The organism is Micromonospora sp. WMMD1128 (assembly GCF_027497235.1).
In the GTDB taxonomy this organism is placed as follows: Bacteria; Actinomycetota; Actinomycetes; order Mycobacteriales; family Micromonosporaceae; genus Micromonospora.
Genome location: NZ_CP114902.1, coordinates 2622603 through 2634076, shown reverse-complemented (window position 1 = coordinate 2634076; position 11474 = coordinate 2622603). Strand labels below are relative to the sequence as shown.

At 73.7% G+C, this 11474-nt stretch carries 12 protein-coding genes; 5 read left to right on the top strand and 7 right to left on the bottom strand.

Going from position 1 to position 11474, the window contains the following annotated elements:
- Positions 1–25: 25 nt before the first annotated feature.
- Positions 26–1384 (bottom strand): HAMP domain-containing sensor histidine kinase, encoded by a 1359-nt coding sequence (locus O7602_RS12000; RefSeq protein WP_281588792.1) that lies wholly within the window; start codon positions 1382–1384, stop codon positions 26–28.
- Positions 1381–2067 carry a response regulator transcription factor gene (locus O7602_RS11995; RefSeq protein WP_281588790.1) on the bottom strand — a complete coding sequence of 229 codons (687 nt, stop codon included), beginning with the start codon at positions 2065–2067 and terminating at the stop codon, positions 1381–1383. Before O7602_RS11995 ends, O7602_RS12000 begins: the two co-directional genes overlap by 4 nt.
- 84 nt (positions 2068–2151) lie before the next feature.
- Between O7602_RS11995 and O7602_RS11990 the strand changes: the two genes are divergently transcribed.
- The 4 genes from O7602_RS11990 (at position 2152) to O7602_RS11975 (ending at position 4349) form a co-directional block, all read left to right on the top strand.
- On the top strand, positions 2152–2517 hold the full coding sequence (locus O7602_RS11990; protein ID WP_281588788.1) for a metalloregulator ArsR/SmtB family transcription factor: 366 nt from the start codon (positions 2152–2154) through the stop codon (positions 2515–2517).
- Complete coding sequence (locus O7602_RS11985; protein ID WP_281588786.1) at positions 2514–3164, top strand: SRPBCC family protein; 651 nt, start codon at positions 2514–2516, stop codon at positions 3162–3164. Before O7602_RS11990 ends, O7602_RS11985 begins: the two co-directional genes overlap by 4 nt.
- A 103-nt stretch (positions 3165–3267) precedes the next feature.
- Positions 3268–3828, top strand: coding sequence for an NADAR family protein (locus O7602_RS11980; RefSeq protein ID WP_281588785.1), 561 nt, complete (start codon positions 3268–3270; stop codon positions 3826–3828).
- 11 nt (positions 3829–3839) lie between these two features.
- Positions 3840–4349: an NUDIX domain-containing protein gene (locus O7602_RS11975; protein ID WP_281588783.1), complete on the top strand. Its 510-nt coding sequence runs from the start codon at positions 3840–3842 to the stop codon at positions 4347–4349.
- A gap of 118 nt (positions 4350–4467) precedes the next feature.
- Here the strand turns inward: O7602_RS11975 and O7602_RS11970 are convergent, their stop codons facing one another.
- The 3 genes from O7602_RS11970 to O7602_RS11960 form a co-directional block, all read right to left on the bottom strand.
- Positions 4468–5016 carry an RNA 2'-phosphotransferase gene (locus tag O7602_RS11970; protein ID WP_281588781.1) on the bottom strand — a complete coding sequence of 183 codons (549 nt, stop codon included), beginning with the start codon at positions 5014–5016 and terminating at the stop codon, positions 4468–4470.
- A gap of 411 nt (positions 5017–5427) precedes the next feature.
- The gene (locus O7602_RS11965) at positions 5428–6477 is read right to left on the bottom strand and encodes an aldo/keto reductase (protein ID WP_281588779.1); all 1050 of its coding nucleotides are present in this window, start codon (positions 6475–6477) and stop codon (positions 5428–5430) included.
- A 77-nt stretch (positions 6478–6554) separates the two neighbouring features.
- Positions 6555–8531, bottom strand: coding sequence for an ABC transporter ATP-binding protein (locus tag O7602_RS11960; protein WP_281588777.1), 1977 nt, complete (start codon positions 8529–8531; stop codon positions 6555–6557).
- 215 nt (positions 8532–8746) lie between these two features.
- On the opposite strand from O7602_RS11960, the gene pgi reads away from it, so the two are divergent.
- A complete protein-coding gene (gene pgi, locus O7602_RS11955; protein WP_281588775.1) occupies positions 8747–10381 on the top strand; it encodes a glucose-6-phosphate isomerase in 1635 nt (544 codons plus the stop codon).
- A gap of 46 nt (positions 10382–10427) precedes the next feature.
- Here pgi and O7602_RS11950 read toward each other — a convergent pair whose 3' ends face one another.
- Together O7602_RS11950 and O7602_RS11945 are read right to left on the bottom strand one after the other, a co-directional pair.
- Positions 10428–10862, bottom strand: a complete 435-nt coding sequence (locus O7602_RS11950; RefSeq protein WP_281588773.1) for a type II toxin-antitoxin system Phd/YefM family antitoxin — start codon at positions 10860–10862, stop codon at positions 10428–10430.
- A 38-nt stretch (positions 10863–10900) separates the two neighbouring features.
- Positions 10901–11443 carry a GNAT family protein gene (locus O7602_RS11945; protein ID WP_281588771.1) on the bottom strand — a complete coding sequence of 181 codons (543 nt, stop codon included), beginning with the start codon at positions 11441–11443 and terminating at the stop codon, positions 10901–10903.
- Positions 11444–11474: the final 31 nt, after the last annotated feature.

Genomic DNA, 11474 nt, shown 5'->3' with positions numbered 1-11474 from the left:
CCGACCGGAGCCGGATGAGAGAACGTCAAGAGTCGGCCCCGGGCAGGCGGACCCGGACCGCCGTGCCGGTCCCCTCGACGGTGTCCAGGCCCAGCTCGCCGCCGTGCGCGGCGACGATCTCGGCGACGATGGCCAGCCCGAGCCCGCTGCCGCCGGCGCCGCCGTGGCTGAACCTGTCGAACGCCCGAGCGGCCAACTCGGGCGGCATCCCGGGGCCGGTGTCGCGGACCGTCATCTCGACCCGGTCGCCGCGACGGCGCACCTCGACGACGGTCGGGGTGCCCGCCGGGGTGTGCGCGCGGACGTTGGCGAGCAGGTTCGCCAGCACCTGACGCAGCGCGTCGGCGTCGCCGCGTACCGGGGCCGCGTCGGGTGCGTCGACCCGCAACGGGCGGCCCGGCTGCACGGCGAGCGCGTCGGCCACCGACTCCCGGGCCACCTCGGCCAGGTCGACGTCGCTGCGGTCGAGCCGGGGCTCGGCGTCCAGGCGGGCCAGGTAGAGCAGGTCGTCGAGGATCCGGCTCATCCGGGTCGCCTCCTCGTCGCCCCGGCGCAGCACCTCCGGCCGGCGCGCGGGCTCGACCATGTCCCGGCGCAGCAGGTGGAGGTAGCCGCGGATGGAGGTCAGCGGCGTACGCAGCTCGTGCGAGGCGTCGGCCACGAAGGTGCGCAGCCGTTCCTCGGACCGGACCCGGGCGGTGATCGCCGACTGGAGCCGGGCGAGCATGCCGTCGACCGCGCGGGTCAACCGTCCCACCTCGGTCCGGTCACCGCCCTCGACCGGCACCCGGCGGTCCAGGTCGCCTCCGGCGATCGCGGTCGCCGTGTCGGTGATCCGGTCCAGCGGGCGCAGCCCGCGCACCAGCAGCACCCGGGCGAACGCGGCGAGCAGCACCAGCACGGTCACGCCGCCGGCCACCTGCACCAGGACCAGGCGGCGCACCGTCTCGCGTACCGGTGCCAGTGGAAGCGCGATGAGCACGACCGTCGCGCCGGCCCGCACGGTGACCGCCCGCCAGTCCCCGTCGCCGAGCGTGGTGGCCGGGCCCGGAGCGCCGCCGGCGGGCGGCGCGGGGGCCCGGTCGAGCAACGGTACGGCCGGCGGTGACCCGCCGAGCCGGGTCAGCGTGCCGTCCGGGTGTCGGATCTCCACCAGGTAGTCCGACGGCGCGACGATCGCGCGGGCCACCCCGCCGGGCTCGCGCTGCAACACCCCGACCCGTTGGGTGGCGAGCGTCGCGCCGGCGCGGAGCTGGTCGTCGGTCCGGTCCAGCAGGTACGACCGCAGCGCCGTGACGCTGACCACGCCGGCCACCAGCAGCGCCACGGCGGTCAGCGCCACCATGCCGGTGAGCAGGCTGCGCCGCAGCGGGAGCCGGGTCATCCGCCGGCCCGGAGCGCGTATCCGAACCCGCGTTGGGTGACGATCAGGGGTGGCCCGAGCGGGTCGAGCTTGCGGCGCAGGTAGCCGATGTAGGTGTCGACCACGTTCGACGCGCCGCCGAAGTCGTAGCTCCACACCGCCTCGAGGATCTGGGTGCGGCTGAGCACCCGGCCGGGGTTGAGCATCAGGTAGCGCAGCAGTTTGAACTCCGTGGGCGAGAGCGCGAGCAGCTGCCCGGCGCGGCGGGCCTGGCAGGTCTCCTCGTCCAGCTCCACGTCGGCGTAGCGGAGCAGGCCGGCGCCGGTGTCGGCGTCCGGGCCGATCCGGCGCAGCACGGCCCGCACCCGGGCGACCAGCTCGTCGACCGAGAACGGCTTGGTCACGTAGTCGTCGCCGCCCCAGGTGAGCCCGGCGATCTTGTCTCGGGGCGCGTCCCGCGCGGTGAGGAAGACGATGCCGAACCGGTGCCCCGCGGCGCGCAGGCGGCGGCAGAGCGCGAACCCGTCTCCGTCGGGCAGCAGCACGTCCAGCACCACGAGGTGCGGCGGCTTCTCGCCGGACAGCCGCTCCGCCTCGCGCGCGGTGCCGGCGGTGACCACCTCGAAGTCGTGGAACCGCAGCACCGTCGCCACCATGTCGACGATGTTCGGCTCGTCGTCAACCACCAGGACCGTCGTACGCATCAGGGCCAGCAGAGCACAGTTCGATGAGAGTTCGATGAGATTATAGCGCTCGCTTATATAAGCCGAGTCTGATAGAAACAGGTCGTGCACGCTTTCGACGTCCTCGGCGATCCGGTCCGCCGCCGGATCCTGGAGCTGCTCGCCGACGGCGAGCAGTCGGCCGGCGCGCTCGGCGACACCGTGCGGCGCGAGTTCGGCATCAGTCAGCCGGCCGTCTCCCAGCACCTCAAGGTGCTGCGCGAGCACGGCTTCACCACCGTGCGCGCCGAGGGCACCCGCCGGCTCTACGCGGTCGACCCCGGCCCGCTGCGCGAGATCGACGCCTGGCTGGCCGGGTTCCGTCGCTTCTGGGCCCCGCCGCTGGCCGCGCTCGCCACCGAGCTGGCCCGGGGCCGCCGCGAACGGCGACTGCGCGAGGACGACACCGACGAGAGGAAGACCAACCCATGATCGACGTGACCGGGCAGATCAGCGCCGTCGAACGCCGGATCGGCGACCGTACCCTCCCCGCCGGCCAGGCGCGGGTGCTGACCATCAGTCAGACGTATGACGCGCCAGTGGCCGACGTCTTCGACGCCTGCACCGATCCGGCGCGGATCCCACGCTGGTTCCTGCCGGTCTCCGGCGACCTGAGCGTCGGCGGCCGGTACCGGCTGGAGGGCAACGCCGAGGGCACGGTCGAACGCTGCGACCCGCCGCACGGTTTCGCCGCCACCTGGGAGTTCGGCGGCGAGATCAGCTGGATCGAGGTGCGCCTGAGCGACGCCGGCCCCGACCGCACCCGGTTCGAGCTGGAACACGTCGCGCACGTCGACGACAACCGGTGGGCCGAGTACGGTCCGGGCGCGGTCGGCATCGGCTGGGACCTCGCGCTCCTCGGCCTCGCCTCGCACGTCGGCGCCGCACACGTCGCGGCCGGCACCGGCGTGGACCCGGCCGCGGCGGCCGAGTGGATGGGCTCCGACGAGGGCCGCCGATTCGTCACGGAATCCAGTGACCGGTGGACGGCAGCCAGCGTGGACGCCGGCACCCCGGTCGACGAGGCGCGCGCCGCCGCCGAGCGGGTCACCGCCTTCTACACCGGCGCTGAGGTGTAAGGCGGGGCCCCTTCTTAACGCATTCGGTAGAGGAAGGGGCCCCGCTTAACACCACGCCGCCAGGCGTGGCGGGGATGTCGGTGGGGGTGGGCAGAATGCCGGTGTGCTGATTCGATCCGTCGCCGAGCTGACCGTCGCGCTCGACTCCGGCGCGCCGGTCACGTTCCTGCACTTCTGGGGGCACCGGCCGCAGCGCGACGGCGGCGTCGGCGCCGGCTGCCTGAGCCAGTGGTGGCCGGCGGCGTTCACCGTGGACGGTCGGCACTTCGCCACCGCCGAGCACTGGATGATGTGGCACAAGGCCACCCTCTTCGGCGACCACGCGATCGCCGAAGAGGTGCTCGCCGCCACGCATCCGCACCGGGCCAAGGCGTTCGGCCGCCAGGTGCGCGGCTTCGACGAGGCCGTCTGGACGGCTCGCCGCTGGGAGATCGTGGTGGCCGGCAGCGTCGCCAAGTTCGGCCAGCACGAGCCGTTGCGGCGGTTCCTGCTCGGCACCGGGGAGCGGGTGCTGGTGGAGGCGAGCCCGACGGACCGGGTCTGGGGCATCGGCCTGGCCGCCGGTGACCCCCGCGCCACCGACCCGGCGACCTGGCGGGGCGCGAACCTGCTCGGCTTCGCCCTGATGGAGGCGCGCGCCACGCTGGCCCGGCGGGGCGGGTAACGTGCTGCGGCGTGACGGCGCACTCGCACTGCTCGTTCTGCGGCGCGGCCTATCCGGCGGACGCCGGGTGGCCGCGTGTCTGCCCGGCCTGCGGGGAGACGGTGTGGCGCAACCCGCTGCCGGTCGCGGTGGCGGTGCTGCCGGTCCGCACACCCACGGGGCTCGGCGTGGTGGCCGTGCGCCGCGACATCGAGCCGGCACGGGGTGAGCTGGCGCTGCCCGGCGGTTTCGTCGAGTACGGCGAGGAGTGGTCCGAGGCGCTGGTCCGCGAGCTGCGCGAGGAGACCGGGCTGCGGGCCGAGGCCGGCGAGGCGCGGCTGTTCGCGGTGTACGGCGCGCCAGCCGGCGGCACGATGATGCTCTTCGGTGTGCTGCCCGAGCGGCCGGTGGGTGACCTGCCGCCGTCCGCGCCGACCGACGAGGCGACCGAGTGGGTGGTGCTCACCGAGCCGGTCGAGCTGGCGTTCTCCACACACACCCGGGTGCTCGCCGACTTCCTGGCCGGCCAGCGCCCGGCCTGACCCGACCCACGCCGGCCCCGGCCGGGATGCCCTCGAACCCGGCGCCGCTCAAAACACTCGCCACGCCGGTGTCCTCCGGCCGCACCGGGAAGCACCGGGGGCGAGGCAGCCCACCCCATCACGATGTGCTGACCGCCAGGTAGGCCGGCGGGACGGTGTCGGTCAGCCACACCCCGTTCGCGGACCGGTAGAACAGGTGGCCGTGCTCGGCCATCGCGGCGGCGTCGACCGACAACACCACCACCGCGCCCGCGCGCCGCGCGCCGACCCGCCGGGCCGTCGCCACATCCGGCGACAGGTGTACGTGGTGTCGACGGCCCCGGCGCAGCCCCTGTGCCCGGATGGCGGTCAGCACAGCCTCTCCGGTGCCGTGGAAGAGCCGGCTCGGCGGCACGGCCGGGGTCAGACCGAGGTCGACCGGAACGGAATGCCCCTGGTTGGCGCGGACCCGGTCGATCCCGTCCGGGCCGGGCTCGACGGCGAACCGCTGCTTGTCGTTGCCGGCGACCACGGCGTCCAGGTCGGTGCGGCTGATCCGCAGCGCGGCGAGCAGGTCGGCGACCGGCGCCCAGCCGGCCCGGTCGAGCGTCAGCCCGAACCGGTCGGGGCGGTGGCGCAGCGCCAGCGACATCCGCTTGCTCACCCGCACCAGGTCACGGTGTTCCATCCGGACAGTCTGGGCGCTCAGCCGGCCGGCGTCGACCGGGTTCCACGACAGGCGGCGAGTGCAACGGGCGGCACCGGCGGCGGTTGGTTCCGCGGTGCCCGGACAGCTCGGCGCGCTCTCACACTCCACGATCCTCGTTCCGCCCAACAGGATTGGCGTAGATCTGACCGGTAAACAGACCCAGCTTGCACCCGTTTGGCCGTCTTGATGCCCGCGGTGCTCGGGAGACGTCGGTAGGCCGGACGCCAGTTCGGTGATGTGGCGGTATCCGACCACCGGCGATGCCCCCACTTCACCGAACTGGTGTTGATCATGGCCAAACGATCACCGCCCGCGCTTCCTCGCACGAGACCCGGCCGGAGAGCAGGCCACCGTGCGGCCGGTTGCCCGTTTTCCCGCACGCGAGCGCCGTCAGGCGGCGGCGCGTTCGGACCGCGGACGGCGGCGCAGGGCGGGATCGGTGAGCGACGGCGGGGCCCACGCTCCGTCGGGCTGGTAGAGGTTCGTGCCGGGCGGCACGATCTCGTCGATCCGGTCGAGCACCGCGTCGTCGAGCGTCAGCGTCGCGCCGGCGAGCAGCGCGTCGAGCTGGTCCATGGTGCGGGGTCCGATGATGGTGGAGGTGACCGCCGGGTGCGCCGCGGTGAACGCCACGGCCAGTTCCGGCAGCGTGCAGCCGACCTCGTCGGCGAGCGCCGCCAGTTGCTCGACGGCGGCGTACTTGGCGGCGTTGCCCGGCAGCGCGGGGTCGAACCGGGCCGGGGTGAGCGCCGGTCGACCGGTGGTGAGGTCGACCGGCCGGTCGCGCCGGTAGCGCCCGGACAGGAAGCCGGAGGCCAGCGGGCTCCAGACCAGCACGCCCATCCGGTAACGGTGGCAGACCGGCAGCACCGACGTCTCGATCCCGCGCGCCAGGATGGAGTACGGCGGCTGCTCGGTGCGGAACCGGCCGAGCGCCCGCCGCTCGGCGACGTGCTGCGCCTCCACGATCTCGTCGGCCGGATAGGTCGAGCAGCCGAAGGCGCGGATCTTGCCGGCGCGAACCAGGTCGGTGAGCACGCCGAGCGTCTCCTCGACGTCGGTGGTGTGGTCGGGCCGGTGGACCTGGTAGAGGTCGATCCAGTCGGTGCCCAGCCGGCGCAGGCTCTGCTCGACCTCGTGGACGATCCAGCGCCGCGAGTTGCCGCCCCGGTTGGGGCCCTCGCCCATCGGGAAGTGCACCTTGGTGGCGAGCACCACGTCGTCACGCCGGCCGCGCAGCGCCTTGCCGACGATCACCTCGGACTCCCCCGCCGAGTACATGTCGGCGGTGTCCACCATGTTGACGCCGCGATCAAGCGCCGCGTGCGTGATCCGCACGCAGTCGTCGTGGTCGGGGTTGCCGACCGCGCCGAACATCATGGTGCCGAGACAGTGGACGCTGACCTCGATGCCGGTGCCGCCGAGGACGCGGTAGCGCATGGGAACTCCAGGGGTGACGCCGCGCTGACCGGGCGGCGGCCGGTCCGGTCACGGTAGGGGTTCGAGTGCGCTGGAGGTCAACGGTCGGCGGCCGGCTCTCCGGCGCCGGCCAGGTAGCCGGCCGCCTGCAACTCGAACAGCTCCCGGTAGGGACCGTCCTGGGTCATCAGCGTGTCGTGGTCCCCGGACTGCACCAGCCGGCCGTGGTCGAGCACGAAGATCCGGTCGGCGTGCCGCACGTTGGCCAGCCGGTGGGTGATCAGCACGACGGCGCGGTCCGGGTGCCGGCGCAGGTGCTGGAAGAGGGCGTGCTCGGCGCGCGCGTCAAGTGCCGCGGAGGGCTCGTCGCAGATCAGCAGCCGGGCGTCGCGGTAGAGGCCGCGGGCGGCCACCAGCCGCTGCCACTGCCCGCCGGACAGGTCCTGGCCGTCCTTGAACTGCCGGTCCAGCAACGTGTCGTACCCGAACGGCAGCTCGCTGATCATGTCGTGCGCGGCGGCGTCCCGGGCGGCGGCCTCCACGCTGGGGCCGGGCCGGCCGGCCCGGTCGTGGCGGCCGACGCGGATGTTCTGCCGGGCGGTGAACGGGAACTTCCACCAGTCCTGGCTCATCACCGCGACCTGGGCGGCGATCTGGCGCGGGTCCAGCTCGGCGGCGTCCACCCCGTCCCACCGGATCGTGCCGCCGGTGGGCCGGTAGAGGCCGGCGATCAGCTTCGCGAGCGTGGTCTTGCCGGAGCCGTTCTCGCCCACGAGCGCGACCACCTCGCCGCGCCGGAAGCTGAGGCTGACCTCGTCGACGGCGGCGCCGTCGGTGTCCGGGTAGCGCAGGCTGACCCGGTCGAGGTCCATCCGGTCGAACCCGTCGACCGGCCGGTCGCCGCCGGACGGGATCCGCCGCCCGGCCCGGTCGAGGAAGTCGCGGTAGTCCTGGTAGTAGAGGGCGTCCTCGTAGAGCGAGTTGGTGGCGAAGATCGCGGTGCGCAGGTTGCCGCGCGCGGACTGTAGGGCGAGCAGCGCGGTGGCCGCGGCGGCGAGGGCGACCACGCCGCCGGTCAGCAGCGCGCCGAGCACCAGGTAGAGCCCGAACGTGGCGATCCCGGTGACGGACAGCCCGATCCCCCGGGTGATCGTCTGCGCGCGGGCCAGGCGCAGCTCGGCCCGCGTCTCCAGGCGCGTCATCAGGCGGTATTCCGAGAGCAGGAAGTCGCGCATCTGGTAGGCGCGGATCTCGGCCGCGGTGTGCCGGTTGGCCATCAGGTCGCCGAGCATCCACTTGCGGCGGCGTCGGGTGATCCGGGCCAGCCAGTCGACGTGCTGGCGGCGGGCCATCCGCACCGCCGTCACCGCCTCCGGCGCGGCGGCGACCAGCAGGCAGGGCAGCAGCAACGGGTGGATGATGGTCACCGCGGTGGCGGTGGCGACCACGCCCACCACGCCGGTGACCAGGTTGACCGTGTCGTTGACCAGGGCCCCGGCCTCGACCAGCCCGCGGTCGCGGGCGCGGTCCATCTCCTCGGCGAAGCCGGCGTCGTCGAAGGCCGCCAGCTCGACCTCGGAGGTGGTCTCGAACAGCCGCCGCTCCACCGCGAAGTTGATCTGCGGGATGAGTCGGGCCTGCGCCCACCCGGCCGCGACGGTGAGCGCGCCGCGCCCGGTCACGGCCGCCGCGGCCACCGCCAGGGCGGGCAGCGCCGCCCGGATCCGCGCCGGGGTCGGTCCGGCCGCGAAGAGCTGCTGGAGTACGCCGGTGGTGGCGAGCAGGCCGAGCGTGGTGAGCACCCCGGCGGCGATGTTGAGGCCGAGCGACGCCGCCGTGTCCCGCCGGCTGGTCGACCAGGCCAGGCTGGTCGCCTCGCGCACCAGCGCGGGCAACCGCCGCGCCACCGACCAGAAGCCGGTGTGGGCCAGCTCGGTGGCCCGGTGCATCCAGTGCGGATCGACGAGTTCCGGCAGCGCCGACCCGCCGACCGGCTCGCCCGGATCAGCCGGGTCGGACGGATCGACCGGATCAGCCGGGTCGGACGGGGGACGAGGGTGGGCGACCCCGGCCATGGCACCTCCCGCGAGTGGTCGAGCAGCAGGATCTTACTGTCGGCAATCTTGGACTGTCAGCCAGTAGTCGGCGTGTCGAACGGGTGTCCGAAGCCCGTGTCGTGCCGGCCGCCGCGACGCGGGTCGCGTCGCGGCGGCCGGCGCCGGGTGGCAGGCTTGTGGGGTCGTGGGCGGATGCCCGCCGACCGCCCGTCGTGAAGGAGAAGATCGACCCGATGGCTGTGGACGTCACCACCACCGACGAATGGCAGGCGCTGCGCAAGCACGCCGAGGCGATGCGCGGCACCCACCTGCGTGAGCTCTTCGCCGCCGACGGGCAGCGGGGCGAACGGCTCACCGGCGAGGTCGCCGACCTGCACGTGGACTACAGCAAGAATCTGGTCACCGACGAGACGGTCGCGCTGCTCGTCGCGCTCGCCGAGCGGGTCGGCCTGACCGGGAAGATCGCGGCGATGTTCGCCGGCCGGCACATCAACGTCACCGAGGACCGGGCCGTGCTGCACACCGCGCTGCGCCTGCCCCGGGACGCCTCGCTCACCGTGGACGGCCAGGACGTCGTCGCCGACGTGCACGCCGTGCTGGACCGGATGTCGGCCTTCGCCGAGCGGGTCCGCTCCGGCGCGTGGCGCGGTCACACCGGCGAGCGGATCACCACCGTGGTCAACATCGGCATCGGCGGTTCCGACCTCGGCCCGGTGATGGCGTACGAGGCGTTGAAGGCATACCGGGACGCCGGGATCAGCTGCCGGTTCGTGTCCAACATCGACCCGACCGACATCCACGACAAGACCGCCGACCTGGACCCGGCGAGCACCCTGTTCGTGGTGGTCTCGAAGACCTTCTCCACGCAGGAGACGCTCGCCAACGCCGACCAGGCGCGGCGCTGGCTGCTCGCCGGGCTGGACGCCGACGACGACGCCGTCGCCCGGCACTTCGTCGCGGTCAGCACCAACGAGCAGCGGGTCCGCGACTTCGGCATCGACCCGGAGAACATGTTCGGCTTCTGGGACTGGGTGGGCGGGCGTTACTCGCTGCCGTCGGCGGTCGGGCTGTCGGTGATGCTGGCGGTCGGCCCGGACCGGTTCCGCGAGATGCTCGCCGGCTACCACGCCGTCGACGAGCACTTCCGCGCCAGCCCGGTCGAGCGCAACGTGCCGGCGCTGCTCGGCCTGCTCAACGTCTGGTACACGGATTTCCTCGGCGCGGAGACCCACGCCGTGCTGCCGTACGCGCAGTATCTGCACCGGTTCCCGGCGTACCTCCAGCAGTTGACGATGGAGAGCAACGGCAAGTCGGCGCGGGTCGACGGCTCACCCGTGACGTGCCCGACCGGGGAGATCTTCTGGGGTGAGCCCGGCACCAACGGTCAGCACGCCTTCTATCAGCTCATCCACCAGGGCACCCGGCTGATCCCGGCGGACTTCATCGCGTTCAGCCACCCCAACCACGACCTGGGCGACATGCACGACCTGTTCATGTCGAACTTCTTCGCCCAGACCGCCGCGTTGGCCTTCGGGCGGACCCGGGAGCAGGTGGAGGCCGAGGGCACCGCGGCCGACGTGGTGCCGCACCGGGTGATGGCGGGCAACCACCCGACCACCTCGATCCTGGCGCCGAAGCTCACCCCGGCGACGCTGGGGCAGCTCATCGCGCTCTACGAGCACATCGTGTTCACCGAGGCCGCGGTCTGGGACATCAACGCGTTCGACCAGTGGGGCGTGGAGTTGGGCAAGGTGATGGCCAACCAGCTCGCGCCGAAGCTCACCGGGACCGACCCGGACCTCGCCGAGGTGGACACCTCCACCGCCGAGCTGATCCGCCGCTACCGCGCCGAGCGCGGCCGGAGCTGACCCCGCGTCCGCCGTCTCCGGCCGAAAGCGGCCGGGGACGGCCGGGTCAGGGGCGCAGCAGGTCGGCGTGGGCGGCGCGGAGCCGGTTGAGCGCCGGATCGCCGGCCGGCGCGCGTCGCTCCAGCTCGGCCCACGCCTCGGCGAGCGCGTCGGTGAGCGCCCGCAGCTCGGCGGCGTGCCGCCGGCTGGACTGCCGGTGCAGCTCCTCCAGGCGACGGGCCCAGCCGGCGCTGACCGCGGCGACCCGATCGGCGCTGACCGCGGCGACCCGATCGGTGTCGGCCCGGGCCTGGGCGCTGGTGCGGGCGGCCGGGGCGGGCACGATCGCGGCGATCGGGCGGGGGTCGCCGTCGCGGGTGACGAGGGTGACGGTGTCGGTCAGCTCGGCCAGGGAGACGAGCTGGGTGAGCCGGGTGCGGACCTCGCGCAGCGGCAGGGCGCGCGGCTGCGGGGACCGGTCGGCCAGTGCGGGAACAGCCATGGACACATGTTGACGTCCGGGTGTGACAAGAATTCGCCTCAGGCCGTCCACTCCGGCGCCAGCACCGACCAGACCTCCATGTCGGCCCGGCCCTCAGGCGTCGGCGCGGCACCCCGGAGCACGCCGTCGCGGCGCATGCCGAGCCGCCGGGCGACCGCGATGCTGCGTTCGTTGCCGGCCCGGGTCACCCACTCGACGCGGTGGATGCCGCGCTCGACGACCGCCCAGTCGATGACCACCCGGGCGGCGCGGGTGACCAGGCCCTGCCCCTCGGCCTCCGCCTCCAGCCAGCAGCCGGCCTCGCAGACCCCGCGCGCGGTGCTCAGCGACACCAGCAGCACTCCCCCGACGAGCGTGCCGCGCTGCCAGATGCCCCAGATGCCGCCGTCGTCGCGGGCCCAGCGGTCGGCGTAGTTCTGGAGCACCCGGCGGGCCGAGTCGGCGTCGGTGGCCACGAAGGACGCGCCGACCCAGGGGGCGATGTGCTCCCGGCAGCGGTCCAGGTTGGCGAGGAACTCGTCGGCGTGCCACGGCTGGAGTGGCCGCAGCTCGGCGTCGTCGGTGAGCGCGATCGCGAACATGCGTGCAACCTACCGGCCGGGCCCCCGGGAG

Bases quoted from the DNA above. Each gene is read 5' to 3' on its own strand.
- O7602_RS11950 (WP_281588773.1), bottom strand. From the start codon at position 10,862: ATGGCTGTTCCCGCACTGGCCGACCGGTCCCCGCAGCCGCGCGCCCTG.
- O7602_RS11985 (WP_281588786.1), top strand. From the start codon at position 2,514: ATGATCGACGTGACCGGGCAGATCAGCGCCGTCGAACGCCGGATCGGC.
- O7602_RS11945 (WP_281588771.1), bottom strand. From the start codon at position 11,443: ATGTTCGCGATCGCGCTCACCGACGACGCCGAGCTGCGGCCACTCCAG.
- O7602_RS11970 (WP_281588781.1), bottom strand. From the start codon at position 5,016: ATGGAACACCGTGACCTGGTGCGGGTGAGCAAGCGGATGTCGCTGGCG.
- O7602_RS11960 (WP_281588777.1), bottom strand. From the start codon at position 8,531: ATGGCCGGGGTCGCCCACCCTCGTCCCCCGTCCGACCCGGCTGATCCG.
- pgi (WP_281588775.1), top strand. From the start codon at position 8,747: ATGGCTGTGGACGTCACCACCACCGACGAATGGCAGGCGCTGCGCAAG.
- O7602_RS11995 (WP_281588790.1), bottom strand. From the start codon at position 2,067: ATGCGTACGACGGTCCTGGTGGTTGACGACGAGCCGAACATCGTCGAC.
- O7602_RS11965 (WP_281588779.1), bottom strand. From the start codon at position 6,477: ATGCGCTACCGCGTCCTCGGCGGCACCGGCATCGAGGTCAGCGTCCAC.
- O7602_RS12000 (WP_281588792.1), bottom strand. From the start codon at position 1,384: ATGACCCGGCTCCCGCTGCGGCGCAGCCTGCTCACCGGCATGGTGGCG.